Below are 24,390 nucleotides of genomic sequence, written 5' to 3' on the forward strand. Positions count from 1 at the left end.
AGAGGTAGCACGATCAGCGCCCCAGGGCGCATCATGGGGCGCACTTCGACGAAAGGGCTCCGACCGTGCTGACCCTCGCGATCCTCGGCTTCCTGTACGACCAGCCCCTGCACGGCTACGAACTCAAGTCCCGGATCACCGGGTTGACCGGTCACGTCCGCCCGGTCAGCGACGGCGCGCTCTACCCCGCGATCAGCCGACTGGAGAAGGCGTCGTTACTGCGGCGCCGCACCGAACCCGGTACCGGGGCCGTGCCGCGCCAGACCCTGGAGCTGACCGCGGAGGGCCGGTCCGAACTGCTGCGCCGCCTCGCCGACCCGGAACAGGGCGACATCACCGACCAGATCCGCTTCTTCACCCTCGTCGCGTTCCTCCACCAACTGGCCGACCCGCCACGGCAGGCCGCCGTGCTGCGCCGCCGGCTGGCCTTCCTGGAGGCGCCGAGCAGCTTCTTCTACGACGGGGAGGGCCGTCCGATCACCGCCGAACGGGAACCGAACCCGTTCCGGCGCGGCATGCTGCTGGTCGCCCACGCCTCCGGCACCGCCGAACGGGCCTGGCTGGCGCAGACCCTCGCCGCCCTGGCCGCCCCGACGGACCGTCCGGGCGGCGAAGGCCGCTAGGGCGTGTCTGACAATTCGCGTCGGATCAGCGCGCGGGGTCGGGCGCCCGGCTGGGCGTGCCGGCAGGTCGTCCTCGTACTGGGCGTACTTGGGCGATCTGCCGGTGCGTCCAGGCGGGATGCCCGACACCGCGCGCCCGGCGGGAATTGTCAGACACGCCCTCGACCCCCGACTCCCAGCGCGACGGATTCCGCTGACGCGCGGGGCCGGGGCGTCGCGGCTACCGTGGGACCAGAAGTCGTCCTCCGCCGGCGGGACCGGCGGGACGCCACTCGTACGACCCGGGAGAAACCGTGGCTACAGGCAAGGTCAAGTGGTTCAACGCCGAGAAGGGCTTCGGCTTCATCGAGCAGGACGAGGGCGGCCCCGACGTCTTCGTGCACTTCTCGGAGATCGCGGCGGGTCCGGGCTCCTTCCGTTCCCTGGAGGAGAACCAGCGGGTGGAGTACGACGTCACCCAGGGCCAGAAGGGGCCGCAGGCCTCGAACGTCAGGGTGCTCTGACGTCGGGCCGCTCCGAAGCAATTCCGTCACCGAGGGGCCGGGAGGACGCGATGAGCCATCGTCACACCTTGAGCGTGCTCGACTGGCACGACGACGGGTCCTCCACCTCGTCCGTCTGGGTCGTCAGCGCCGACGAGCGCGAACGCGTCCGGGACTTCCTGGGGCGCGGCCCGGACGTGGAGGGCATCGTCACCCCGGAACAGGCCGACGAGGCGAGGACGATCACCCGTTCCTGGCTGACCTGCGGCGACGGGGACTCCCCGGCCTGACGGCCGGACGGCCCGGCCACCACCGCGCGGAAACGCGGGGCGGTGGCCGGAGGCGTGGGGCGGGGGCGCGCGGCAGGGGCGGCGTACGGCAGGGGCGTGACCTGGGGCTATGGGGCGCGGGCAATCGACCCGCACGCCCCCGTCGAACAGCGCGCCACCGATGCGGAATTGCGGGTTTCCCCAGTCCGCCCCGCGCGCCCCGCCCATCGCTATGATGATCTGCCTCACGACCACGGCGCCTTCCGCGGCGTGACCCACCGCCGCGCCCCGCCCGCCCTGGAGGCAGCCGTGCCCAGTGAAGTGACCGCAGCCGTCGGCCCCGCCCCGCGACGCCGGGACGACATCCCCGGCTGGTTCTTCGGCCTCGACCGGGCCGCGTTCGCCCACCTGCTCTCCGCCCAGACCGCGGCCGGGGTCACCGGGGACGTCCTGGAGCTCGGCAGCTACCTCGGCCGCAGCGCGGTGCTGCTCGGCGACCACCTCCAGCCGGGCGAACGGCTGACCGTCTGCGACCTGTTCGACTCCGACGCGGGTGACGCCGACAACGCCGCCGAGATGGCGATGTCCTACCGCAAGACGCTCACCCGCAGCGCCTTCGAGTCCAACTACCTGGCGTTCCACCGGGAGTTGCCCGAGATCGTCCAGGCACCCACCTCGGTGCTGGCGGACGGGCGGATCCCGGCGGGCAGCTGCCGGTTCGTCCACGTCGACGCCTCGCACCTGTACGAGCACGTCAGCGGGGACATCCTGGTGGCCCGGGCCGCGCTCGGCGAGCACGGCCTGGTCGCACTGGACGACTACCGCTCCGAGCACACCCCGGGCGTCTCCGCGGCGGTCTGGGAGGCGGTCTTCACCGGGGGGCTGCACCCGGTGCTGCTCACCCCGATGAAGTTCTACGGCACCTGGGGCGACGCCGGCGCCGCCCGCGAGGTCCTGCTGGAGCGCGACTGGCGGGCCGAGGGCTACACCGTGGACGAGGACACCATCGCCGGGCGGCGGGTGCTCCGGCTCAACTACCAGGTCAAGACGCCCGCACAGCTCTCCCGCTCCGGGCCGCGCCGACTGGCCCTGGACCTGCTCCCGCCGGTGGCCACCCGGGCGACCCGCCGGGTGCTGCGGACGCTGCGCGAGCGCCGCGACGTCCGGCCCGCCCCGGGCAGCTGAGCCGCCGGCTACGCCCTGTCGCCTTAGCCTCAACTCCCTGTCACCGCACGGAACTTCGGCCCCGGAACCGCCGCACTGCGGAGCTCCGGGGCCGCTTCGTGTCCAGACGGTCGACCCGCCCGCGTGTACATGTCATACGATTCATGCACGATCTGACGCTCATTCACCCATACGAGTGATACCACAGTAAAGATTTGCCCATGGAAACCTAAAGACTGCATAGTGAGGACACGCCAACTCGGACCGACAAAGGTCGAGTTGAGGAATTTCCGTCGCGAGTAGGGAGAAACCCTTGTTGCACGGTTCCAACGCCTCCGGCCCTGGTCAGCGCCTTCGCTCGGAGATCGCCGGCCCCGGCACCACCCCCCTGATCGGCGTTCACGACATGTACTCGGCCACCATTGCCGCCGGGCACTACAACGGAATGTTCGTCTCCGGCTTCGGCTTCGCCGCCTCCTACTACGGCCTGCCGGACATCGGCTTCATCGCGTGGCCCGACATGGTGGCCTTCGTCGAACGACTGCGCGGTGCTTTTCCGGAACACCATCTCCTGGTCGACATCGACGACGGCTACGTCGACCACGAGGTCGCCTGCCACGTGGTGCGCCGGCTCGAGCGGATCGGCGCCTCGGGCGTGATCCTGGAGGACCAGAAGCGCCCGCGCCGCTGCGGCCACGCCGAGGGCAAGCAGGTCCTCCCGCTGGAGGAGTACCTCGAGAAGCTCGAACTCGTCCTCGCCAACCGCACCGACCTCCTGGTGGTCGCCCGCACCGACGCCACCGAGGAGCAGGACATCCTGCGCCGGGCCCGCGCGCTCGCCGAGACCGACGCCGACGTGGTGCTGGTCGACGGCGTGCGCAGCGAGGAGTGGATCCGCCGGATCCGCAAGGAGGTCGGCGACAAGCCGCTGCTGTTCAACCAGATCGCGGGCGGGAAGTCCCCCCGGCTGTCGCTCTCCGAGCTGACCGAACTCGGGGTGGACGTGGCGATCTACAGCACGCCCTGCCTGTTCGCGTCCCACCGGGCGATCGACGAGGCGCTCGTCGGGCTGAAGAACGACGACGGGCGGCTGCCCGCCACGGCCGAGCAGGCCCGCCCGGTCGGTGTGCGGGAGTCCACCGAGCTGCTGGAGCAGAACATCACGCGTTCCCGCGGACCGCTGGCGGTGGCCGGGTGAGGACCGCCGCGCTGGGGCTGGCCGGAGCGTGCGCACTGCTCGCGACCGGCGCAGCCCCGGCCGCGGCGGGCGGCACGCTGATCACGGTGGTCGACAACTCCGGGGCCGACTCCTGGCTGGAGGTCGACCGGACGGCCAACCTCCCGTTCGGCAGCGGCTCGGCGGGCAGCGACCACGACGGTGCCGGTTCGCTGGTCGGCGGACTGCTGGGCCCCGCACCGTCGGCCGCACCCGCCCCGGCGCCCGGGGGTGGGCCGTGACGGAGCTCCGCGGCGGCGCCGCCCCGCCGCGCCGCGCCCGGCCGGGCAGGCCGGACCCGTACCTGCTGGCCCTGGCCGGGACGGTCGGACTGGCCGCGCTCCTCCCGGTCTCCGGCGCCTCGGCCCGGGTCGCCGCGACGGCGTGCGACATCGCGGTGGCCCTGCTGTTCTTCCTCTACGGGGCCCGGCTGTCCACCCGGGAGACGCTGGCCGGGCTGCGCCACCTGAGGCTCCACGGGCTGGTGCTGGCCGTCACCTTCGCGTTCTTCCCGCTGCTCGGGCTGGCCACCGCCCTGCTCACGCCCGTGCCGCTGACGGACTCCCTCCAGGCCGGGGTGCTGTTCCTCTGCCTGGTGCCGTCCACGGTGCAGTCCTCGGTGGCGCTCACCGGCGCCGCCGGGGGCGACGTCCCGGCGGCGATCTGCGCGGGGACGTACTCCAGCCTCGCCGGACTGCTGCTCACCCCCCTGCTGGTCGCCGGACTGCTGGGCTCGCACGCCGGGCTGTCGGCGGACGGGCTGCTGCGGATCGGGCTCCAACTGCTGGCCCCGTTCCTGCTCGGGCAGCTGCTGCGGCCGTGGATCGGCGGCCTGGTCGCCCGTCACAAGCGGGTGTTGACGCCGGTGGACCGCGGCTCGATCCTGCTGGTCGTCTACACCGCGTTCAGTGCGGCGGTCGCCCAGGGCATCTGGCACCAGGCGACGCCCTTCGCCCTGCTCGGCCTGGTCGTGGTCCTGCTGGCACTGCTCGCCGCGACGCTGGCGGCCACCGGGCTCGGCGCGCGGCTGCTGGGGCTGGACCGCCCGGCCGCGATCGCGGCGATGCTCTGCGGCTCGCAGAAGAGCCTGGCCAACGGGCTGCCGATGGCCACCGTGCTGTTCGGCCCGGAGGCGGGGCTGATGGTGCTGCCGCTGATGGCCTACCACCAGCTCCAACTGGTCGTCGGCACCGTCCTCGCCGGACGCTGGTCCCGCTCGCCCGGGCCCGCCCCGGCCGACGGACCGCCGCCCGCCGAGCTCAGTCGGACGGGCGGGCCGCCAGCGCACGCCTGATCCCCCGGCGCAACCGGCTGGAGGCACCCGGCAGGTGCCCCAGCCGGTTGAGCCGTTCGGCCGTCACCTCCGGCCGCCGGGCCAGCAACAGGACGGCGGCATAGGGCCGTTCGCCCTCCCGCAGCCGTTCGGCCACCACCTCGACCAGCCCGTCCAGGACCTCGACCGTGAGGTCGGGGCGGGCCGCGATCAGTGCCGGCAGGCAGTTGTCGTTCCAGGTGGAGTTCCGCCGGACGGCCAGCGCGGCGAGCGCCTCGGCGGGTGCGGCGGGGTTCCGGGCGATCGCCTGCCAGACGAACGGGTAGTCGCACCGGACCAGCACCCGCAGCACCTCGGGGTCGGTGCTCCGCTCCGCCAGCCGCCGGTATTCCCCCGGTTCGTGCAGCCGCCGCAGCGCCTCGACGCCGTCCAGCGCGTCCGTCCCGTCCATCGCTCCCCCTCGTTCGTGTCGAAGGGGAACTCTAGCTCCGGGCGGGTGGAACGGGCTCGGCCGTCACCGGACGTAGTAGGGGCGCTGGTGGGCGGCCACCGGCGCGGACTGGTAGGTCCAGACCCCGGCGGCCGGGGCGTCCCCGATCAGCTGGGCGAGGTCGCGGGCGGCCTCCTCGGCCGGGTTGCCGAGCTCCAGCCGGACCCGGCCGGCGGTACGGTCGTCCAACGCGTAGTAGCGGTACGGCTGGTGGACGTTGAGCGGGCCGGCGAGCAGCTTCCCCTCGTCGTCGGTGCCGTAGCCGGTGATCGGGGTGTTGCTCACCGCCTCGGGGGTGAGACCGACCAGGTCGACGTCCAGGGCGAGGATCTCCTCCTCGTGCCGGTGCAGCCCGTCCGCCCCGAGCTCGGCCCGGCGGCAGGAGACGCTCCACCGTTCCTGCACGGCGGGCGCGTTGAGCGAGGGCAGGGTGGTCGCGAACCAGCCGGGGTGCTTGGGCTCGGCGTACAGCCGGCGCCCGGCGTCGATGGCCAGCGGGTTGTCGCACAGCACGTGCAGCCGGGCGATGCCGAGCAGTTTGGTCTGGTCGTGGCCCCGGGCGTACTGGCCGTAGTCGACCAGCGGGATGCGCTCCTCGGCGAAGGCCGGGTGGGCGATCAGGTTGATCTCCAGTTCCTCGGTGATGCCACCGCCGTTCGGGTACTGGGCGAAGTACAGCTGGTAGTTGAGCGACACGCAGGCCCCGCCGTCGAAGGCGGCGACGGTCAGTCCGGGGTGGCGCTTGGCGAGCAGGCGACGGGCCCGCTCGGGCTCCACCAGGTAGTCGACGCCGATGTTGTGCAGCGCGCCGTAGTGGAACGGCAGGTGGTAGGGCTCCGGGACGGGCGGCAGCGGCAGGCCGGTCATGAGGGCTCCGAGGGCGGGGAGGGTGCGCGGGGCACGGAGGAGGGCGGGGAGAGGGTCGCCGGCCGCCGCAGCGCCAGCAGGTCCTGGTGCATCCGTTCGGCGCTGCGCAGGGCGAGGGCGGCCATGGTGAGCGAGGGGTTGGAGGTGCCGAGCGAGGGCATCGAGCCGCAGCCGACGGCGTACAGGTTGGGGTGGTCCCAGCAGCGCTGCCACTGGTCGACCACCGAGGTGCCGGGGGCGTCGCCCATCACGTGGGTGCCGCCGGCGTGGCCGGCGCCCCGGTAGCCGTACACCTCGCCCCGGTGCTCCAGCCGGCCGGGCCAGCCGCGGCCCGGGTAGGCGGTGTGGTCCTCGGCGCCCAGCAGGGCGAACACCTGGTCGGAGACGGCCCGGGCGGAGGCCATGCCCTCGCGGACGTACTCGTCCAGGTCGTAGCGGATCGCCGGGACGGGCAGCCCGAGCGGGTCGCGCCGGTCCGGGTCGAGGGTGACCCGGTTGCCCGGGTCGGCGGTCTGCTCCAGCTCGCACTGGAACGCGAACTGACGCCCCAACCGGTCGCCGAGCCGTTCCCGCAGCTCCTTGCCGCGCAGTCCGGCGGCGAGCAGCGCGGCCGTCTCGGCCTCGGGGCCGCCGCCGACCCAGGACCAGCCCCAGTTGCCGATCTCGATCCGGAACGGCGCCCGGCGGCGGCGCGCCCCGCCGAAGCGGAACGCCTCCAGTCCGCTGGTGGAGCCCGGCCCCCGGTAGGGGCCGACCGGTCCGGGCATCAGGCCCCAGGTGAGCAGCACGGGGTGGTCCATCAGGTTCCGGCCGACCTGGTCGCTGCGGTCGGCCAGGCCGGACAGCAGCAGCAGTCTGGCGTTCTCGATCGCGTGCGCGGCGAGCACCACGAGGTCCGCGGTGACCCGGTGCGCGGTGCCGCCGGCCAGGTACTCGACTCCGGTGCTCCGGCCGGTCACCGGGTCGGCGAGCACCCGGGCGACCACCGCGCCGGTGCGCAGTTCGACGGCGGGCGACCAGCGGGCCTGGGTGCGCAGCGGGGTGTACTTGGCGCCGGTCGGGCAGACCGGGACGCAGCTGGCGCTGCCCGCGCAGGGCGGGCCGTGGTCGGCGCCGTCCGCGCGGCGGGGCCGGGTGGGCAGGCCGTTGCGGGCGTGCGGGGTGGCCGTGACGGCGAGCCGGGCCGGGCCGGGCGCGGCGGGGTCGCGCACCGTGCGGCCGTCCAGGGCGCGGGCCAGCTGCCGGTCGAGGTAGCTGGCCGGGATGGGCCGCATCGGGAAGGCGTAGCCGTCCGGGAGCGGCAGGCCGACGGCCCGGCGCTGGTCCTCGGCGTCGGCGGCGACGCCGAGTTCCCGCTCGGCCTCGCGGTAGTGCGGTTCCAGGTCGTGGTAGCCGATCGGCCAGTTGCGGCCGCGGCCGAGGTCGCCGGTGCGGAAGTCCTCGGGGTGCATCCGCGGGGCGAGCCCGGTCCAGACCAGGCCGGTGCCGCCGTTGGCGCGCAGGTAGCCGCTGGCGTAGGGCAGCGGGCCGTGCTGCCGGAGGTAGCCGGTGGCGGTGAAGCCGCCGTCGGGGAGACCGGTGAGGTCGGCGGCGTCGGGTGACGGCGCGTCGGGGCTGTGCGGGTACGCCGCGATGGGCGGGCCGCCGCCGGCCGCCCGGTGGGCGGCGGCGGTCTCCGCGGCGGGGGGCGCGGTCCGGCCGGCCTCCAGCACCAGGACCCGCCAGCCCTGCGCGCCGAGCCGCTGGGCGACCAGGCTGCCGGCGAAGCCCGCGCCGACCACGACGGCGTCCCAGTGCCCGGCGTCCCGGCCCGCGGCGTCCCGAATCCCGGCGTCCCGACCCGTGGGGTGCGGGGAACCGGCCGTCACTGCTCGCCCCCGCGCGGCGCCTCGGCCCAGCTGCCGTGGCCGGGCGCGGCGGCCCCGGGAGGGTCGGCCCGGAAGGTCCGCCAGACCAGGCCCCGGTCGTGGGCGCGCGCGGAGGAGGGGGCCTCGCCGGGCCAGGAGCCGACGTACCAGAGGTGGACGAGCGCGTGCTCGTCGCGGACCCGGTGGGCCAGGGCGGTGCGGTGGTGCTCGTCCGCCATGCCGGTGGCGCGCAGTTCGGGGACGTCGAAGCCGGTCAGTTCGGCGCAGACGCGCAGGAAGTCGTCGAGGTCGGCGAGCTCGTCCTCCTCGACCGGCCCCCAACTCCCGTACGGGTCCTCGGCGGTGTACGGGTAGGCGGGCCCGTACGGGTCCTCGGCCGTCGGCTCCGGCGGGTCGTCGGCCCGGTACGGTGCTCCCGGCGGGTCGTCGGCCCGGTACGGTTCCTCCGTCGGCTGCTCTGCTCTGCGGTCGTCGGACACGGACACCCGGGCACCCCCGTGATCGACATCGAGTGGCCAAGACATGACAGCCGGGTGCCGGGACGGCACGATCCGCCTGTTCAGCGCGATCCTGCCGCCCGGGCGGACCGCCGGGGAACCGCTTGCGCGAATGTGCCCGGTCTTGATCAGTCTCTGACCGATTAGCACCCCTACGGCGAAGGCCCTGGACCGCTTCCGCTCAGCCCAGCGCCCGGACCGCCGCCAGCACGTCCAGGCCGAGCGCCGGGTCCGCGTCCTCGGGCAGGTTGACGGACAGCCGGGTCACCAGCCCCGCGTACCGGCGGTGGATCTCCCGCGCGGCCTCCTCCACCGTGCCGGACACCGCGAAGGTGTCGAACACCTCGTCGGAGATCAGCGCCGTCATCTCCGCCCAGCGCCCGCGCACCGAGTGGGTGTGCAGCTCCTCCTGGAGCCCCTCCCAGCCGTGCTGCGCCAGCACCGGACGGTAGGCCGGGGTGGAGGCGTAGAACGCGAGCCGCTCCCGCACCCCGGCCCGGTTGGCCGCCAGCTCCTCCGCCGTCCGGCCGGTGGCGGTGAGCACGTTGCCGACCACCTCGAACGGCCGGGCGGTCCACGCGGCCCCCTCGGCCTCCGCCCGCGCCCGCTCCTCGGTCAGCCCGGGCAGCACCTGCTCGGCCAGGTAGGCGGTGGAGGAGAACGGGTGGCCCAGGAAGCCGTCGGCCACCGCCCCGGCGGTCCGGGTCATCAGCGGCCCGACGCCCGCCAGCAGGATCCGGGGCACCCCGGCCGGCACCGGGTCCGGCGAGAAGACCGGCGTCATCACCGTGTGGGTGTAGAACTCCCCCCGGAACCGCAGCCGTTCACCGGTCTGCCAGCTGTGCCAGATCGCCCGCACCGCGTGCACGTACTCCCGCATCCGGGCCGCCGGACGGTCCCAGGGCATCCCGAAGCGCTTCTCGATGTGCGGCCTGACCTGCGAGCCCAACCCGATGACGGCCCGCCCGCCGGAGGCCGCGTGCAGCCCCCAGGCCTGGTAGGCCAGCGTCATCGGGGTCCGGGCGAAGGCGACCGCGATGCCGGTGGCCAGCTCGATCGACCGCGTGCGGTCGGCGGCCCGGGCGAGCTGCAGGAACGGGTCGTACGCGGTCTCGGCGACCACCAGCCGGTCCATGCCCCAGCGTTCGGCCTGCTCGGCGGCGTCGAGGATGCCCGCCGGGTGCCCGGAGGCGGTGGCGTCGAGGCGGAGGGCGGCGGGTCGGTCCATGCGGGTGCTCCTGGTCACGGGCTGGCGTGCCGCGCCACTGCGGCGGCTCCGGCCCAGCCTGCCACGCCGTCACCGGCCGGCCGCCCCGCCCTCCCCCGCCCCCGCGCTCCCGCCCGCGCCGGTGCCCCCGCCCGGGCCGGAGCCCTCCCCCGTGAACAGCCGGTCCAGGTGCCCGTCCACGGCCGTCAGCACCGCCTCCGGCCCGACCACGCTCAGCTCCAGCAGGGTGCTGAACCCGGTCAGCGCGAGCAGCAGGTCGGTCTCCGCCACCGGGTCGCGGTCGGCCCCGACCAGCCCGTCGGCGATCGCCTGCCGGACCACCTGCTCGACCGCCGCGCGCCCCTGGAGCAGCCCGGTCCGGGCCCGCGCCCGGACCTCCTCGTCGTGCAGCGCCTCCAGCACGTAGGCGGCGCCCATCCGACTGGTCACCCGGGAGCCGGCGTGCAGCGGCAGCAGTTCGAGCAGCATCGCCCGCAGCACCGCGCGCGGGTGCGGCCGCCCGCCCAGCTCCGCCAGCGCCCGGGCGACCCGCTGCCCGCTCTGCTCCCCGGCCAGGTCCATCGCGAAGCCGAGCAGCTCGGCCCGGGAACCGAAGTAGTGCTGGAGCTGCCCGAGCGAGATCCCCGCCTCCTGGGCCACCTCGCGCAGCGTCAGGTGCCGGGCGCCGCGCTGCTCCACGACCCGCCACAGCGCGCGGGCGATGGTCTCGCGCCGCTCCTGGTGGTCCACCTGCTTGGGCATGGCCGGGCGCTCCTCCGCGGTTCCGCTTCTCCGTACAGTTGACATAATACAGTTGACCGACAACGCTGGGGGCATTCCGAGGGAGGAGTGCCCCGATGCTCGTACAACCCGTCGCCCGCACCACCGAAGGAACCGTCCGCGGCCGCCTGGACCGCGGCCTCGCGGTCTTCCGCGGCGTCCCGTACGGCCGGCCGCCGGTCGGCCCGCTCCGCTTCGCCGCCCCCGTCCGGCCCGAGCCCTGGGACGGCGTCCGGGACGCCCTCGACCACGGCCCCGTCGTCCCCCAGTCCGGTCCGCTGCAGGCCGAGCCGACCACCGGGACGGACTGGCTGACGCTCAACGTCTGCACCCCGGACCCGGGCGCCGCCGGCCTGCCGGTGCTGGTCTGGATCCACGGCGGCGGCTTCATCTCCGGCACCGCCAACGACCCGCTGTACGACCCGACCGCGCTGGCCCGGGCCGGCCTGGTCGTGGTGACCGTCAACTACCGGGTGGGTGCCGAGGGCTTCCTGCTGCTCGACGGCGCCCCCGCCAACCGCGCCTTCCTCGACCAGGTGGCGGCCCTGGAGTGGGTGCAGCGCAACATCACCGCGTTCGGCGGCGACCCCGACCGGGTCACCGTCGCCGGCCAGTCGGCCGGCGCCTCCTCGGTCGCCGCACTGCTCGCCATGGACCGGGCCCGCGGCCTGTTCCGACGGGCCGTCGCCCACTCCGTCGGCGCCAACCTCGCCACCCCGGCGCTGGCCGCCGAGGTCACCGCCGCCCTGGCCGAGCAGCTCGGCACCGCCCCCACCGCCGCCGCCCTCGCTCGGACCGACCCCTGGCGGCTGGCCGCCGCCGTCACCGAGCTCGGCACCGCGCTCCCCGGCCACCTCCCGCGCTGGGGGCGGCTCGCCCAGACCGGCGTCGCCACCGTCCCGGTGGTCGACGGCGAGGTCCTGCCCGAGGAACCCTGGACCGCACTGGCCGCCGGACGGGCCGCCGGCACCGAGCTGCTGGTCGGCCACACCCGCGACGAGTTCCGGCTGTTCGCCGTCCTGGCCGGCCGGCACGGCACCTTCACCGACGCCGAGGCCGACACCGCCCTCGACCTGCTCGCCCCGCGCCCCGGCGGCCCCGCCGCCTACCGCGCCGCCCTCCCGGGCGCCACCCCCGAGGACCTGCTCACCACCGTCATGTCCGACGCCCTGTTCCGGATGCCCTCGCTGCACCTGGCCGAGGGCAACACGGCGGCCGGCGGCACCTCGTACCTGTTCGAACTCGCCTACCCCGCCCCCGCCCTGGGCGGACTCTTCGGCCCCTGCCACGGCCTGGACGTCCCGCTGGCCTTCGGCAGCCTGGACAGCCCGCCCGCCCGGCACTTCCTCGGCGACCCGACCGCCCCGGAGGCCGTCGAGGTCTCCCGGGAGCTCCAGCGGGCCTGGGTCGGCTTCGTCACCACCGGCGATCCCGGCTGGGCCCCGCACGAACCGCGGGAGCAGCTCACCCGGGTCCTGAACGCCCCCTCGGCGACCGTCCGCTACCCGGAGCAGGCCTCCCGCACCATCTGGACCGGGGGCGGTCCCACCGCCTACGACCTGGCCTGAGCCCCCTCGGCCCCCTGGGCCTCCGAGCCCCGGCCCCCGGGCCCCGAGCCCCGTCAGCGGGCCCGGTGGCGCGCCCCGACGACCGTCGTCGGGGCGGGCCACCGGGCCCGGCCGCCCGCTACCGACCCGCCGTGGGCCGTGGCTGCGGCACCGGCAGGGACCGGCGCCGCCCGGCGCCGCGCCGGTGGGCGAGCCAGATGCCCAGCACGGCGAGCCCGGTCACCGGCCAGGTCGAGACGGACAGCGGGCCCGCCAGCAGCGGGTCGACCACCCGGCCCGACACCGCACGGGTGAGGGGCAGGGTGAACTCGTTGAGCGACAGGTGCGCCGCGACGGCCGCCCACACCGACCCGGTGGACAACCGGATCGTGGCGATCACCGTGCCGAGCAGCATCGCGGTCACCACGGCGACGGGCACGCCCAGCACCGCCGGGTGGCCGGGGTAGCTCCCGCCGAGCGCGGTCATCGGCACGTGCCACGCGCCCCAGATCGCGCCGCCGAGCAGCAGCCCCCGGATCCTGCCGTGACGGAGCAGCCGCGGCAATAGGTAGCCCTGCCAACCGAGTTCCTCACCGAAGTAGAGCGGAACGGACAGCAGCGCACTCAGCACCAGGGCCCCGACCGCGCCCGGCCCGGGCAGGTGCGCGGGGGCGTACCAGCCGACCGCCGTGGCCAGCGCGAGCCCGGTGGCGGTCAGGGCCGGTGGGATCGTCAGGGCGACGGCGACGGACCGGAGTTCACGCCGCCACGGGGTGGCCCTGGTCAGCCCGAGGATCCGCGCGGCCCGGCGCGGCCCCCGACCGCGCGCGGTGAGGCCGAAGGCGGTCAGCGCGGGCACCAGCATCATCAGGACCATGCACAGCGCGGCGAGCCGGGGCGTCCCCTGCCCGGCGCTGGTCCGGCGCAGGCCGTCCGCCCAGAGCGGGACCATGGTGATCCACGCACCGACGAAACTGATCGTCAGGAAGAGCAGGAGATCGGCTCGGGAGCGGCCCGGAGCGGTCGTCGCTTCCGTGGTCGTCGGTTCAGCGGTCGTCGGTTCAGCGGTCATCGGTTCAGCGGTCATCGGTTCAGCGGTCGTCGGTTCAGCGGTCGTCGGTTCCATGGCCGTGACGCTAAGGACCGCGGGCCGGCCGGGGCGATCGCGCAGGCCCGTCGATCGATGGTGTAGCACGCTCCACTGCGCCGGGGCCGGGCAGCGGCAAGACTGGGCGGCGTGAACGACTCGTCAACGATGCGGGCACGCACGGCGCGTGCCGCCCGGGCCGCCGGATACTGCGCGGCCGTGCTCGGCCGGGCCCTGGCCCTGGTCGTGCTGGTGCCCGTCCTGATCTACTCGGCCGTCCTCTGCCTGGTCGGCCTGGGACTGCTCGTCCTGCCGCACGAACTCCGGCTGCTGCGCCGGCTGGCCGACCGCGAACGCGCCCGGCTGGGACGGTGGGCGACGCCCGTGCCACCGGCCGGGCCGCACGCGCGGCGCCGCCTGGTACCGGTGCTGTCGGATCCGGCCACCGGCCGCGACCTGCGGTGGGCGGCCGCCATGGCGGTCGTCGGCACCGTGCTCGGGCTGCTCGGCACGGCGCTGTTCCTCTTCCCGGCGGCCGTGCTGGTGCTCGGGTGCCTGTGGTGGCTGTTCCCCGTGGACGATCCGATCAGGCTGATCCTGAACGTCCCGATCGACAGTTGGGGCTCCGCCCTCTACGCCGGAGTTCCGCAGTTCCTGCTCAGCCTGCTGCTCGCCGTGGCGGGCCCGCCGCTGCTCGCCGGGGCAGCCGCCGCCGTGAACCGGTGGCTGCTCGCCCCCTCGGCCGCCGCGGTGCTCGCCGAACGCGTGTCGACGCTGGACCGGACCCGCACCGGGGCGCTCGACGCCCACGGCGACGAGCTGCGCCGGATCGAGCGCGACCTGCACGACGGCACCCAGGCCCGGCTGGTGTCACTGGCCATGCAACTCGGGCTCGCGGAGCGGACGCTGGGCACCGATCCGACCGCCGTCGGCCCCCTGCTCACCCGGGCCCGGGAGGGCGCCGAGGAGGCGATGGCCGAACTGCGCGACGTGCTGCGCTCGGTCTACCCGCCGATCCTCGCCGACCGGGGCCTCGCCGGTGCGGTCGCGGCGGTCGTCGCCCGCTGCCCGGTGCCCGCCACCCTCGCGTTCGGCGACCCCGGCGACCCCGGCGGGCCCGACCGCCCCGACGGGCCCGACCACCTCGGCGACGTACCGGCGCGGATCGAGGTGGCCGTGTACTTCGTCGTCACCGAAGCGCTCACCAACGCGGCCAAGCACGCCCGGGCCGGCTCCGTCTCGGTCACCCTGGCCCGGGCCGGCGGCACGCTCCGCGCGCGGATCACCGACGACGGCCGCGGCGGCGCGGCCGAGGGCGGCGGCACCGGACTGCGCGGCATGCGGCAGCGCATCGAGGCGGTCGACGGCACCCTGCGGGTCCAGAGCCCGCCCGGGGGGCCCACCGTGATCACCGTGGAGTGCCCGTGCGGATCGTGATCGCCGAGGACAACGCGCTGCTCGCCCAGGGGCTCACCGCGCTGCTGGAGGCCCTGGGGAACCAGGTGCTCGCCACCACCGGGGACGCCGAGTCCTTCGTGGCGGCCGCCGTCACCCACCGGCCGGACGTGGCGATCGTGGACGTCCGGCTCCCGCCGTCCTTCACCGACGAGGGGGTCAGGGCCGCGCTGCGCGCCCGGCAACAGCTCCCCGGCCTGCCGATCCTCGTCCTCTCCCAGTACGTCGAGGACACCTACGCCCGGGAGCTCCTCGACGACGGCGCCGGCGTCGGCTACCTGCTCAAGGACCGGGTCGCCCGCGTCGACGACTTCCTCGACGCGTTGCACCGCGTCGCGGCCGGCGGCACCGCGCTGGACCCGGACGTGGTCCGGCAGTTGCTCGCCACCCGCGGCAACCCGCTGTCCCGGCTGACCGAGCGCGAACGCGAGGTGCTCGCGATGATGGCCCAGGGGTACGGGAACTCCGAGATCGCCGCCCGCCTGGTCGTCACCGAGAGGGCCGTGCACAAGCACGTCGGGAACATCTTCGGGAAGCTCGACCTCCCGCCCGAGGACAGCGGCGACCGCCGCGTGCTCGCGGTCCTCGCCCACCTCGGCGCCCCCCAGCGCCGGGGCCGGCCGTGAGGGCCGCCCGGTGGGCCCTCACGCCGTCCGCGGCCGGCGCTCAGCGGGACGGCGGGTGGGCGACCGGGGCTCGGAGCGACGACAGGTACGCGGCGGTCAGCTCGGGCGTGGCCAGCCAGGCGGCGTGATCGCTCGGCTCGGCATAGGTGTTGGCGAGGCGGCGGGCGACCGCCGGGTGTTCCGCCGCGGCCGCGAAGACGCCCTGGAGGTGGTCCGGCATGGTGAGCATCGCGGCGGTGAACCCGACGGTGTGGCGGGCGTGCTGCTGCCAGAACCGTTCGGAGGTGCGGCACATCCAGTCGGCCGTGAACGGGGCGTCGCCGTGCTCGCGGATCGCCCGGCGGTACGCCTCGGCGGCGCGGGCCGCGCCGTTGGCGCCCTGGCCGGTGATCGGGTCGTTGACCACCACGGCGTCACCCAGACCCAGCACGTGCACGGCGTCGACGCCGGAACCCAGTTCGGCGACCGGGCGGCGGACCGTCGGGGTCACCGCGCCCGACAGGCCGGCGCCGGCGTCGGTCGGCTCGGCGTCCCGCCAGAGTTCCGCCTCCCAGGGCAGGTACTCGGCCAACAGGGCGCGGATCCGGTCGAGTTGGGCGTCGACCGCGGGTCCGTCGCCGAACACGTCCAGCGGGCTGCCGGGCAGTGCCTCCCAGAGCAGGATGTCGCAGGGGCCTGAGCGGGTCAGCGCGGGCTGGAGGTAGAGCTCGCCCAGGCCGGGCAGGGCGTGCATCCGGGCCCGGGGCCCGGCCGCCGGGTCGGGCGCGCCGACGCCGTGGGCGTACAGACAGGACAGCGCGCGCTGCGGCCGGTCGAACGGCGAGCGGGCGGCGTCGCGTTCGAAGATCCCGGCCAGGTCGCCGCGGCCGACCGCGACCACCGTCAACTGGTGCTGCCGGGCCAGCCGGTGCAGCCCGGCCCGGTCCAGCGAACGGTACTCGACCCGGCCGCCGCGCTCGGCGAGCAGTTCCAGCCAGCGGGCCAGCTTGATCCGCTGGTCCACCGACCGGGCCGGCTCGTCCAGGGTCATGGTGAACTCCAGCGCCCGGGTGGCCGGCGGCGCCACCAGCGTCGCCTCGACCGAGGACACCGCCGGGGCCCGGTCCGCCCACAGGTCCAGCCCGGCCGCCGCCTCGATCCGCTGTGCCGGGCCGAACATCGCCTGGGTGGACAGCACCCGCCCGCCCCGCAGTTGCTCCGGAGTGCGCTCGGCGACCAGCGTCACCTCGTACCCGTCGGCCACCAGCCCGAGCGCGAGTTGCAGGCCGGCCTGGCCGGCTCCGACGACGGCGATCCGGCGCATACGGCGGCCTCCCGGTGGTCTGCCGACGGCCCGTGGGGCCCGTCGACGGCGCGGACAGGGTGCGAGCGGGGTGGGAGCGCGTCGACCGTACCGAACGTGTCGAACGCATCAAGCAGGCACAGTAGCCGAGTCACCGTGCCACCGGCAGGGGCCGGGCGGGATCGGCGCGCCGGGCCCGGCGGTTCGCCCTCGGCACCGCCCTGCCCTGTTCCGCCCTGCTCTTCCCGGCTCCCGCCCGTCCCTGGCCGCGGGCGCTCAGCCGCCCAGGTGCGCGGCGAGCAGCCGCACCACGGCGTCCAGTTGCTCGGCCACGTAGAAGTGCCCGCCCGGGAAGACCCGCAGGCTGAAGCCGCCGCTGGTGTGCCGCTCCCACTGGGAGACCTGCTCGACCGTGGCGTTGCGGTCGCTCTCCCCCACCAGGCCGGTGATCGGCTGCGGGATGACGGCGTCCGGCGCGGCCCGGTAGGTCTCGATGGCCGTGTAGTCGGCCCGCAGCGCCGGGATGATCAGCTCGCGCAGGGCGGGGACGTCGAGGATCCGCTCGTCCGTCCCGCCGAGCCGGATGATCTCCGCCAGCATCCCGTCGTCGGACAGCGTGTGCACCGAGGTGTCCCGGGGCAGCGAGGGCGCCCGGCCGGCGGACACGAAGAGCCGCTCCGGCCCCGCCAGGCCGTCGCGGGCGAAGCAGCGGGCGACCTCGAAGGCGACCGCCGCACCCATGCTGTGCCCGAAGAAGAGGACCGGCCGGTCCATCCACTCCCGCAGCTCCCGGTAGGCCCGCTCGGCGAGTTCGGGCACCGAGTCGATCGTCGGCTCCGCGAAGCGGTTCTGCCGCCCCGGGTACTGGACGGCGAGCACATCGGCGTACGGCGCCAGCGCGTTGGCGTAGTCCATGTAGTAGCTGGCCGAGCCCCCGGCGTGGGGGAAGATCACGATCCGGGCGGGAGCGAAGTCCGACGGGTTGAACCGGCGGAACCACGGGTTGTCGACGGCTGCGCTGCTGGACATGCGGGGTGTGACCTCTCTCCGTGACGGACGCTGCTCACCCCAGTCTCGCAGTGCACCCGCCGTACCGGGGGAGGTCGGGGGCTGCGATCTGGATCACCCGCCCCGGCGGCTTCCGCGGTTCCGGCCCCGGCCGCCCCGTTCAGTCCTCCGCCGGGTCCTCCCACCGGACCTCCCAGGGATCGACGCCCGCGTCCGGGTCGGTGACCCAACCCGCGGCCAGGACCAGCCCGGAGAGCCGGTGGACGGCCAGGAACCCGAAGGGACGGTCGAAGCCCACCTCGACGATGCGCTGCAGGTGGGGCGGCCTCCGGATGCCGCCCGCACCGGTCACCGCGATCCCGAGGGCCGTCACCGAGGCCGCCCGGAACCCGCGCGCACCGAAGGTCGCGGTGGCCCGCTGGCGCGCGGAGCTCACGAACAGCCGCTCCGTGCCGCCCGAGAGGCCGGGCAGCCGGTCCTCGGTCGGGGAGGCCGTTCCGAGGGTCTCCAGGCCGAACAGCCCGCGACGGGCCAGCAGATCGTGATCGGCCTCGACGGTGAACTGCGGGACGCCCACCACCAGGGCGTCCTGCGGCACGTACCGCCGCCGACTCTCGATCGTCAGCCCCGGGCCGGGAGTTCCGACGGGCAGCCGGTCGGCGGTGGTCCGCCGGTACCGCTGGGCGAGCACGCCGATCCCGGCGGCCAGCACGCGGCCGGGCGCGGTGTCCGGCTCGCCGAGCAGCAGGTGGACACTGATGTCCCCGCGGCCGAGCACCCGCAGTTCGGTCACCGGGCCGTCCGGCGCCTCCAGCAGCGCGGCGCGGTCCAGCAGGGGCGTCATCCGGGACAGTTGGTGGACCCGTCGACCCCAGCCCGCCGGGTCCGGCTCCCGGTAGCCGCCGAGGTCGTCGAACGGCTTGATCCAGTCCGTCCGGACGGTGAGCGCGGCGGCCAGCACCAGCCGGGTGTCCGGGGTCAGGGCGACCGGCACGGCGTCGATCGCGCCGCCCGTCCGCTCGGCCGCCCACCCGTCCAGCAGTGCGCGGTCCCGGTCCGCGTCACCGCTCAGCCGGCCGACCAGGTCGGCCGGGACGCCGACCAGCCACTCCGGGCGGAGCCGGAGCCCGTCACCGCTCCAGACACCGAGCGCGGACCGCACCGCCGGGATGTCCTGCAGCAGGCCCAGCAGTTCGCGGGCACGCTCGGCGGCGGCCGCGCCCGGCAGCCCGAGCGCCTGCGCCAACTCGGCCCGGACGGCCGGGCTTCCGGCCGGGGCCAGCAGCCCGAGCAGCGGCCAGACGCCGGCCGGCATCAGCACCGTCCCCCGCCGGTGGTCGGCCTCGGCCACCCAGCGCTCCCCCAACGCGTTGGCGGCCCGTGCCGCCTCGGCCCTGCCCATGGACTCCCCCGTGCTCGTGCTCGCGGCGGCCGTCGCGGCCGCGGTGCGCCGAGCGTAGGAGGCGCGCAGGTGCCACGGCGATCGGTTTTCCCTCGCCCGGTGAGGTCCTCCACTGCGGGTGGGTCAGGTGGCGCCCCCGCAGCCGGGCGACCTCGCCGACGTCGCGCGGCGGCCGGTGCGGCGAGGGCGTGCCGTCGTCCAGCACCAACAGGGTGCCGGGGGAGCACAGTTCGACCCTGTGGTCGGGGTCGTCACGCTCTCCGCCGCCGTCGCGGCAGAACACGTCGAAGGGCGCGTGCCCGTCGAGCAGCCGCCGGCCCCCGTGCAGCAGCCGCACCCGGGGATCGTCCTCGAACACCTCGGCTGCCTCCCGGACCAGGCGCCCGTCCCGCCCGACCGCGACCAGGCGCCCGTCCGGCCCGGGAGCGCTGCGCAGCCGGGCCGTGCCGACCCCGCGCCGATCGGCCGGGCAGGACCGGACCGCCTGTTCTCCACAGCCCCGGCGCGGACGATCACCGCCCTGGTAGAACTGACGCGGTGAGGATCAAGGGCATCACCTACGACATCGGCACCCCGACCGTCGACGGCTCGGTCACCCGACCGGATCTCGCCGCAGCGACGATCGAACGGGAACTCGCCACCATCGCCGGGGAGTTGCACTGCACCGCGGTGCGGATCACCGGGGACGACCCCGCCCGGCTGCGGCTGGCCGGACGGGCGGCGGTCGGGCTGGGCCTGGCGGTGTGGATCTCCCCGATGGTGCCGAACGCCGACGAGACCGCGACCCTGGCGACGCTCGAGGCCGCAGCCGAGGTCGCCGGGGAGCTTCACCGGGCGGGCGGTGACGTCACCCTGGTCGTCGGCTGCGAGTTGAGCGTCTTCCTGACCGGCCTGGTCCCGGGCGACAGCATCTCCGCCCGCCTCGCCTCGCTGACGGATCCGACGGGCTGGCCGCCGGAGTTCCTCGCGGCCGGCCCGCCGCCGGCCCGGCTCAACGCCTTCCTGGCCACGGCGGCCGCGACCGCCCGCCGGCACTTCGCCGGCCCGGTCACCTACGCCGCCGGCCTCTGGGAGGACGTCGACTGGACGCCGTTCGACCTGGTGGCGGTCGACGCCTACCGGGACGCGGCCAACGCCGACACCCTCCGCACCGACCTCGAAGCGCTGCGCCGGCACGGAAAGCCGGTGGTCGCCGCCGAGTTCGGCTGTGCCACCTTCACCGGGGCGGCGGCGCACGGCAGCGCCGCCTGGATGCTGGTCGACCGCTCGGACGGGACGCGCCGACCACGCCCCGGCCTGGTCCGCGACGAGGCGGCCCAGGCCGCCGAACTGACCTCACTGCTCGACCTGTTGACCACCGCCGGGCTGGCCGGCGCGTTCGTCTTCACCTACATCACCCCCGCCTACCCCACGGCCGACGACCCCGCGGCGGACCTCGACACGGTCGGCTACGGCCTGGTCCGCTCCTGGCCGGACGGCCGCACCACCCCCAAGGCCGCCTTCACCGCCGTCGCCCGCGCCTACGCGGCACCGCGGGCGGGGTGACGCGGGCAGGATGACGCGACGTCGGCGGGCGGCCATGGAACGACCGCTGTCCGACCGGAAAGTGCCAGGACGAGTTCCCCGGGATCGGGCATGATGCCCACCGGCACTCCCCGTGCACCCCTCGAGTCCGGAGCCGTCACCGCCATGCCCGAATGGATCACCGTCACCACCTACCGGAACCGGTCCGGCCGCCCGACGCCGCCGGCCGCCCTCCGCACCTGACTGCGTGACCGGGGCATCGACTGGATGCCCTTCCCTCCGGAGGCGCTCCGCTGCGACGCCCCCTGCGGCATCGGCCCGGACGGCCGCCGGCAGTGCTGGTTCGTCGTACGGGTGGAGGCCGAGGCCCTGCGCCGGCTCGGCCTCCATCCCGACCAGCCGACCGCCGTCGTCGACGGCCCCGGCCCGCCCGGCTGGTGGCACGCCGAGGCGGAACGTCGCGCCCACCGCTGAGCCCGGGCACACCGCCGGCAGGGCCTCCGCCGGTCCTCGACGTCCCCCGGTGCCACCACCCACTAGGCTGACGCGTCGTCACCGACGGGAAGGGCGGGCATGGCAGAGGCTGGTCGGACGCACACCGAACTGGTGCTGGACGGGCTGGCGCGGGATCCGGGGCGGGTGGCCCTGCGCTGTGGCGAGGTGGCGCTGACCGCCCAGGAGTGTCTGGACACGGTGTACCGGCTGGCCCGGGCGCTGGACCGGGTCGGGCTCGGGCACGGCGACGGGGTCACGGTGTTCGCCGGGAACACCCCGGAGGCGCTGCTGGTGCGGCCGGCCGCGAACCTGCTGGGCTGCCGGGTCGCGATGCCCCACCGGGAGCTCCCGGTCACCGACCTGGTGGCGCTGACCGCCTTCGCGGACACCGCGGCGCTGGTGTACGACCCGGTCCGCTGCACCGCGGCGGCCGAGGCGGTGGCCCGGGCGCTCCCGTCCGTCGCCCTCCTCCCGCTCGGCCCGCCCGCCGGCGGGGGGACGACCCGCGGCACCGCGCTCGGCACCGACCTGCTGGACCTCGCCGCGGCCTGCTCACCCGCCCCGCTGGAACCGCGCGGCCGCCCCGAGGACGTGATGGCCGTACGGTTCACCAGCGGCACCACCGGGCGGCCGAAGGGCGTGCTGCGCCGCTTCGCCCGGCCGGCCCGGCCCGCGCTGCTCTCCGGGGCCTGCTTCCTGCTCTGCACCCCGCTCAGCCACGGCGGGGGCGCCACCGCCGACCTCGCGCTGGCGGCGGGCGGGACGGTGGTGCTGCAGGAGGGGTTCGCCGCCGAGGAGGTGCTCGCGGCGGTCGAGCGGCACCGGGTGTCCCGGGCCTACCTGCCGCCGCACCTGCTCTACCGCCTGCTGGACCACCCGCTGCTGGCCACGACCGACACCGGCAGCCTGCGCCGGGTCGGCTACACCGGCTGTCCGCCCTCGCCGCGCCGGCTGGCGGAGGCGACCCGGCGGCTGGGCCGGGTGCTGCACCAGACCTACAGCCTGACCGAGTGCGGGCCGGTCTCCCGGCTGAGCCCCGACGAGCACCTGGACCCGCGGCTGCTGACCACCGCCGGGCGCCCGTACCCGGACACGGAGGTGCGCGTGCTGGACGAGGAGGGCCTGCCGCTGCCGCCCGGGCGGACCGGGGAGATCTGCGTCCGCACGCCGACCGCGATGGCCGGGTACTGGCGGGACCCGGAGTCGACCGGGCGGGTGCTGCGGGAGGGCTGGCTGCACACCGGTGACCTGGGCAGTCTGGACGCCGCGGGCTATCTGACCGTGGCCGGCCGGCGGGACCCGATGGCGATCCGCGAGGGGCACAATGTGTTCCCGCACGAGGTCGAGGAGCCACTGCGGAGCCACCCTGACGTCCGCGAGGCGGTCATGTTCGCCACCGTGGACCCGGACCGGCTGGAGCGGGTGCACGCCGCGGTGGCGGTCGGGCCGCGCTCCCGGGTGACGGCCGAGCAACTGCGCCACTGGGCCCGGGAGCACGGGGACCCCCGGTGCGCCCCGGACAGCGTGCTGCTGCTCCCGGCGATCCCGCTAGACGCGCTCGGCAAGCCGGACCTGCGGGCGCTCCGCACCCTGGCCGGGGAACGGGCGGTCGGGGAACGGGCAGAGGGGGAACGGGCGAACGGGGAGCCTGCGGGCGGAGCCGCCGGCGTGACCGCCGCCACGCTCTCCACAGGGGCGCACGGGAGGGCGTGACGCGCCCCTCCTCTGCTTCGAGCGCCCACCCAGGCCACCTGTCGCACCACCACCGGCGGGCATAACCGACCGTGGGCGCTCGACCGTGCGGGCCGAGCTGCCGATACACCCCGACGGCGCTCCCTCGCACCGTCCCCAGGAGGCACTCCCTTGACCTGGCTACGCGTCCTGACCGCACTGGGCATCCTCGCCGTGGCGGCCAGTGCCCTGCTCGTCTTCGCCCTGTGCACCGCCGCCTCCCGGGGCGAGCGCCAGACCGGGGCCGAGCCGCCCGACCTCCGGAAGGACGCCGAGGGCAGCGGCCTCTTCCAGCGGACGGGCGGCGACGGCTGAGGGCGGCTCAGCCCTCGACGACGTCGTCCGGACGGACCGCGATGTGGTCGGCCGCGAGGTCGACCGCCACCCGGTGCTCCATGCCGAGCGCCTCCAGGAACTTCACCGGCAGCTGCACCCGCCCGGTGCGGTCCAGCATCACGTACTCGCGCTCGTTCACCGACTCCTCGCCGTGCTCGTCGGTCACCGTGCGGCGCAGCACCTCGCTGCTGGTCCGCCCGTCCCGGATGGCCACCGTGCGACGCACCTCGCCCGCGACCATCGGGTCGTGGGTGACGATCACGACGGTGGTGCCGAGTTCCCGGTTGACGGTGCGGAAGGACTCGAAGATCACCCCCGCTGTCTCGGAGTCCAGCTCACCGGTGGGCTCGTCGGCGAGCAGCACCGGCGGGTTGTTGGCCATCGCCACCGCGATCGCGACCCGCTGCTGCTGGCCGCCGGAGAGCTCATTGGGCCGCCGGTGGGCGAGTTCCCCGATCTCCAGCGCCTCCATCAACTCGGCCACCCGGGCGGCCTGCTGCTTGGCACCGGTCGCGCCGGACCGGCCGCGCAGCTGCATCGGCAGGGCGATGTTCTCGGCCGCGGTCAGGAACGGCAGCAGGTTACGGGCGGTCTGCTGCCAGATGAAGCCGACCACCTCGCGCCGGTAGCGCAGCCGCTCCTTGGCGGACATCTCCAGCAGGTCGCAGCCCGCGACGGTGGCGGTGCCCGCGGTCGGCACGTCCAGCCCGGCGAGGATGGTGAGCAGCGTCGACTTGCCGCTGCCGGAGGCGCCGACCAGGGCCACCAGGTCGCTCTGCTGGATGGTCAGCTCCAGGCCCTGCAGCGCCTGGACCTCGATCCCCTCGGCGCTGAAGATCCGCACCAGCCGGTCGCAGACGATGGCCGCGCCCGCTCCGTACGCCTTGGGCGAGGCTGCGGCGAGAGCCCGTTGCCGGAGCTCCTGCAGGCTGGGGGCCTGGGTGGCCGGCCGCTCCTGGGGGGTGCTCTTCACGGCTGGTCTCCTGTCTCGACGGTCTGAACGGCTCGAACGGTCTGAACGGCTCGAACGGTCTGAAGGGGATGAAGGGGTGGAAAGGGTCGGGCGGTCCGAGCGGCCGGGCCGGTGCCGGACCGCTCCCCCGGCCCCGGCCTCACCGGTGCTCCCGCGGGTGCTCCTGCCGGTGCTGCTGCGGTCGGTCC

Annotated in this window: 25 protein-coding genes; 14 read left to right on the forward strand and 11 right to left on the reverse strand. The window is 75.4% G+C overall.

Going from position 1 to position 24,390, the window contains the following annotated elements:
• Positions 1 to 65: 65 nt before the first annotated feature.
• The 7 genes from AB0O91_RS25260 (at position 66) to AB0O91_RS25290 (ending at position 5,048) form a co-directional block, all read left to right on the forward strand.
• Positions 66 to 623, forward strand: coding sequence for a PadR family transcriptional regulator (locus AB0O91_RS25260; protein WP_363437085.1), 558 nt, complete (start codon positions 66 to 68; stop codon positions 621 to 623).
• Between the two features lie 293 nt (positions 624 to 916).
• A complete protein-coding gene (locus tag AB0O91_RS25265) occupies positions 917 to 1,126 on the forward strand; it encodes a cold-shock protein (protein WP_363437087.1) in 210 nt (69 codons plus the stop codon).
• A gap of 50 nt (positions 1,127 to 1,176) precedes the next feature.
• Complete coding sequence (locus AB0O91_RS25270) at positions 1,177 to 1,395, forward strand: hypothetical protein (protein WP_363437089.1); 219 nt, start codon at positions 1,177 to 1,179, stop codon at positions 1,393 to 1,395.
• A 288-nt stretch (positions 1,396 to 1,683) separates the two neighbouring features.
• Positions 1,684 to 2,559, forward strand: coding sequence for a class I SAM-dependent methyltransferase (locus AB0O91_RS25275; protein WP_363437090.1), 876 nt, complete (start codon positions 1,684 to 1,686; stop codon positions 2,557 to 2,559).
• Between the two features lie 295 nt (positions 2,560 to 2,854).
• Complete coding sequence (locus AB0O91_RS25280; protein ID WP_363437092.1) at positions 2,855 to 3,736, forward strand: isocitrate lyase/PEP mutase family protein; 882 nt, start codon at positions 2,855 to 2,857, stop codon at positions 3,734 to 3,736.
• Complete coding sequence (locus AB0O91_RS25285) at positions 3,733 to 3,996, forward strand: hypothetical protein (RefSeq protein WP_363437094.1); 264 nt, start codon at positions 3,733 to 3,735, stop codon at positions 3,994 to 3,996. Before AB0O91_RS25280 ends, AB0O91_RS25285 begins: the two co-directional genes overlap by 4 nt.
• Positions 3,993 to 5,048, forward strand: coding sequence for a bile acid:sodium symporter family protein (locus AB0O91_RS25290; RefSeq protein WP_363437096.1), 1,056 nt, complete (start codon positions 3,993 to 3,995; stop codon positions 5,046 to 5,048). The genes AB0O91_RS25285 and AB0O91_RS25290 overlap by 4 nt, the downstream gene beginning before the upstream one ends.
• Here AB0O91_RS25290 and AB0O91_RS25295 read toward each other — a convergent pair.
• The 6 genes from AB0O91_RS25295 to AB0O91_RS25320 all read right to left on the reverse strand — a co-directional run bounded on the left by AB0O91_RS25295 (position 5,014) and on the right by AB0O91_RS25320 (position 10,718).
• Positions 5,014 to 5,478 carry a hypothetical protein gene (locus AB0O91_RS25295; RefSeq protein WP_363437098.1) on the reverse strand — a complete coding sequence of 155 codons (465 nt, stop codon included), beginning with the start codon at positions 5,476 to 5,478 and terminating at the stop codon, positions 5,014 to 5,016. The genes AB0O91_RS25290 and AB0O91_RS25295 overlap by 35 nt on opposite strands.
• 63 nt (positions 5,479 to 5,541) lie before the next feature.
• Positions 5,542 to 6,384, reverse strand: a complete 843-nt coding sequence (locus tag AB0O91_RS25300; RefSeq protein ID WP_363437100.1) for a hypothetical protein — start codon at positions 6,382 to 6,384, stop codon at positions 5,542 to 5,544.
• Positions 6,381 to 8,252: a GMC family oxidoreductase gene (locus tag AB0O91_RS25305; protein WP_363437102.1), complete on the reverse strand. Its 1,872-nt coding sequence runs from the start codon at positions 8,250 to 8,252 to the stop codon at positions 6,381 to 6,383. Before AB0O91_RS25305 ends, AB0O91_RS25300 begins: the two co-directional genes overlap by 4 nt.
• A complete protein-coding gene (locus tag AB0O91_RS25310; protein ID WP_363437105.1) occupies positions 8,249 to 8,737 on the reverse strand; it encodes a hypothetical protein in 489 nt (162 codons plus the stop codon). The genes AB0O91_RS25305 and AB0O91_RS25310 overlap by 4 nt, the downstream gene beginning before the upstream one ends.
• 193 nt (positions 8,738 to 8,930) lie before the next feature.
• Positions 8,931 to 9,977 (reverse strand): TIGR03617 family F420-dependent LLM class oxidoreductase, encoded by a 1,047-nt coding sequence (locus tag AB0O91_RS25315; protein ID WP_363437108.1) that lies wholly within the window; start codon positions 9,975 to 9,977, stop codon positions 8,931 to 8,933.
• Between the two features lie 69 nt (positions 9,978 to 10,046).
• Complete coding sequence (locus AB0O91_RS25320) at positions 10,047 to 10,718, reverse strand: TetR family transcriptional regulator C-terminal domain-containing protein (RefSeq protein ID WP_363437110.1); 672 nt, start codon at positions 10,716 to 10,718, stop codon at positions 10,047 to 10,049.
• 95 nt (positions 10,719 to 10,813) lie between these two features.
• On the opposite strand from AB0O91_RS25320, the gene AB0O91_RS25325 reads away from it, so the two are divergent.
• On the forward strand, positions 10,814 to 12,304 hold the full coding sequence (locus AB0O91_RS25325; RefSeq protein ID WP_363437113.1) for a carboxylesterase family protein: 1,491 nt from the start codon (positions 10,814 to 10,816) through the stop codon (positions 12,302 to 12,304).
• Positions 12,305 to 12,422: 118 nt separating this feature from the next.
• Here the strand turns inward: AB0O91_RS25325 and AB0O91_RS25330 are convergent, their stop codons facing one another.
• Positions 12,423 to 13,355 (reverse strand): CPBP family intramembrane glutamic endopeptidase, encoded by a 933-nt coding sequence (locus AB0O91_RS25330; protein WP_363437115.1) that lies wholly within the window; start codon positions 13,353 to 13,355, stop codon positions 12,423 to 12,425.
• A gap of 165 nt (positions 13,356 to 13,520) precedes the next feature.
• On the opposite strand from AB0O91_RS25330, the gene AB0O91_RS25335 reads away from it, so the two are divergent.
• Both AB0O91_RS25335 and AB0O91_RS25340 read left to right on the forward strand, forming a co-directional pair.
• On the forward strand, positions 13,521 to 14,807 hold the full coding sequence (locus AB0O91_RS25335; RefSeq protein WP_363437117.1) for a histidine kinase: 1,287 nt from the start codon (positions 13,521 to 13,523) through the stop codon (positions 14,805 to 14,807).
• On the forward strand, positions 14,795 to 15,451 hold the full coding sequence (locus AB0O91_RS25340) for a response regulator transcription factor (protein WP_363437120.1): 657 nt from the start codon (positions 14,795 to 14,797) through the stop codon (positions 15,449 to 15,451). The genes AB0O91_RS25335 and AB0O91_RS25340 overlap by 13 nt, the downstream gene beginning before the upstream one ends.
• A 40-nt stretch (positions 15,452 to 15,491) precedes the next feature.
• On the opposite strand, the gene AB0O91_RS25345 is transcribed toward AB0O91_RS25340, so the two are convergent.
• The 3 genes from AB0O91_RS25345 to AB0O91_RS25355 all read right to left on the reverse strand — a co-directional run bounded on the left by AB0O91_RS25345 (position 15,492) and on the right by AB0O91_RS25355 (position 19,143).
• A complete protein-coding gene (locus AB0O91_RS25345) occupies positions 15,492 to 16,754 on the reverse strand; it encodes a styrene monooxygenase/indole monooxygenase family protein (protein WP_363437122.1) in 1,263 nt (420 codons plus the stop codon).
• Between the two features lie 255 nt (positions 16,755 to 17,009).
• Positions 17,010 to 17,762, reverse strand: coding sequence for an alpha/beta fold hydrolase (locus AB0O91_RS25350; RefSeq protein ID WP_363437125.1), 753 nt, complete (start codon positions 17,760 to 17,762; stop codon positions 17,010 to 17,012).
• 139 nt (positions 17,763 to 17,901) lie between these two features.
• Entirely contained in the window at positions 17,902 to 19,143 is a 1,242-nt protein-coding gene (locus AB0O91_RS25355) for a serpin family protein (RefSeq protein WP_363437127.1), read from the reverse strand.
• Between the two features lie 537 nt (positions 19,144 to 19,680).
• On the opposite strand from AB0O91_RS25355, the gene AB0O91_RS25360 reads away from it, so the two are divergent.
• The 4 genes from AB0O91_RS25360 to AB0O91_RS25375 all read left to right on the forward strand — a co-directional run bounded on the left by AB0O91_RS25360 (position 19,681) and on the right by AB0O91_RS25375 (position 23,208).
• Positions 19,681 to 20,688: a hypothetical protein gene (locus tag AB0O91_RS25360; RefSeq protein WP_363437129.1), complete on the forward strand. Its 1,008-nt coding sequence runs from the start codon at positions 19,681 to 19,683 to the stop codon at positions 20,686 to 20,688.
• 246 nt (positions 20,689 to 20,934) lie between these two features.
• Positions 20,935 to 21,141 (forward strand): hypothetical protein, encoded by a 207-nt coding sequence (locus AB0O91_RS25365; protein ID WP_363437132.1) that lies wholly within the window; start codon positions 20,935 to 20,937, stop codon positions 21,139 to 21,141.
• Positions 21,142 to 21,240: 99 nt separating this feature from the next.
• On the forward strand, positions 21,241 to 22,875 hold the full coding sequence (locus tag AB0O91_RS25370; protein WP_363437134.1) for an AMP-binding protein: 1,635 nt from the start codon (positions 21,241 to 21,243) through the stop codon (positions 22,873 to 22,875).
• Between the two features lie 150 nt (positions 22,876 to 23,025).
• The gene (locus tag AB0O91_RS25375; RefSeq protein WP_363437137.1) at positions 23,026 to 23,208 is read left to right on the forward strand and encodes a hypothetical protein; all 183 of its coding nucleotides are present in this window, start codon (positions 23,026 to 23,028) and stop codon (positions 23,206 to 23,208) included.
• A 7-nt stretch (positions 23,209 to 23,215) separates the two neighbouring features.
• Here AB0O91_RS25375 and AB0O91_RS25380 read toward each other — a convergent pair whose 3' ends face one another.
• Positions 23,216 to 24,202, reverse strand: coding sequence for an ABC transporter ATP-binding protein (locus tag AB0O91_RS25380; protein ID WP_363437139.1), 987 nt, complete (start codon positions 24,200 to 24,202; stop codon positions 23,216 to 23,218).
• Between the last annotated feature and the right edge of the window lie 188 nt (positions 24,203 to 24,390).

This window comes from Kitasatospora sp. NPDC089797 (assembly GCF_040684795.1).
GTDB lineage: Bacteria > Actinomycetota > Actinomycetes > Streptomycetales > Streptomycetaceae > Kitasatospora.

Bases quoted from the DNA above. Each gene is read 5' to 3' on its own strand.
- AB0O91_RS25270 (WP_363437089.1), top strand. From the start codon at position 1,177: ATGAGCCATCGTCACACCTTGAGCGTGCTCGACTGGCACGACGACGGG.
- AB0O91_RS25295 (WP_363437098.1), bottom strand. From the start codon at position 5,478: ATGGACGGGACGGACGCGCTGGACGGCGTCGAGGCGCTGCGGCGGCTG.
- AB0O91_RS25300 (WP_363437100.1), bottom strand. From the start codon at position 6,384: ATGACCGGCCTGCCGCTGCCGCCCGTCCCGGAGCCCTACCACCTGCCG.
- AB0O91_RS25315 (WP_363437108.1), bottom strand. From the start codon at position 9,977: ATGGACCGACCCGCCGCCCTCCGCCTCGACGCCACCGCCTCCGGGCAC.
- AB0O91_RS25320 (WP_363437110.1), bottom strand. From the start codon at position 10,718: ATGCCCAAGCAGGTGGACCACCAGGAGCGGCGCGAGACCATCGCCCGC.
- AB0O91_RS25325 (WP_363437113.1), top strand. From the start codon at position 10,814: ATGCTCGTACAACCCGTCGCCCGCACCACCGAAGGAACCGTCCGCGGC.
- AB0O91_RS25330 (WP_363437115.1), bottom strand. From the start codon at position 13,355: ATGACCGCTGAACCGACGACCGCTGAACCGACGACCACGGAAGCGACG.
- AB0O91_RS25345 (WP_363437122.1), bottom strand. From the start codon at position 16,754: ATGCGCCGGATCGCCGTCGTCGGAGCCGGCCAGGCCGGCCTGCAACTC.
- AB0O91_RS25350 (WP_363437125.1), bottom strand. From the start codon at position 17,762: ATGTCCAGCAGCGCAGCCGTCGACAACCCGTGGTTCCGCCGGTTCAAC.
- AB0O91_RS25355 (WP_363437127.1), bottom strand. From the start codon at position 19,143: ATGGGCAGGGCCGAGGCGGCACGGGCCGCCAACGCGTTGGGGGAGCGC.
- AB0O91_RS25365 (WP_363437132.1), top strand. From the start codon at position 20,935: ATGCCCTTCCCTCCGGAGGCGCTCCGCTGCGACGCCCCCTGCGGCATC.
- AB0O91_RS25370 (WP_363437134.1), top strand. From the start codon at position 21,241: ATGGCAGAGGCTGGTCGGACGCACACCGAACTGGTGCTGGACGGGCTG.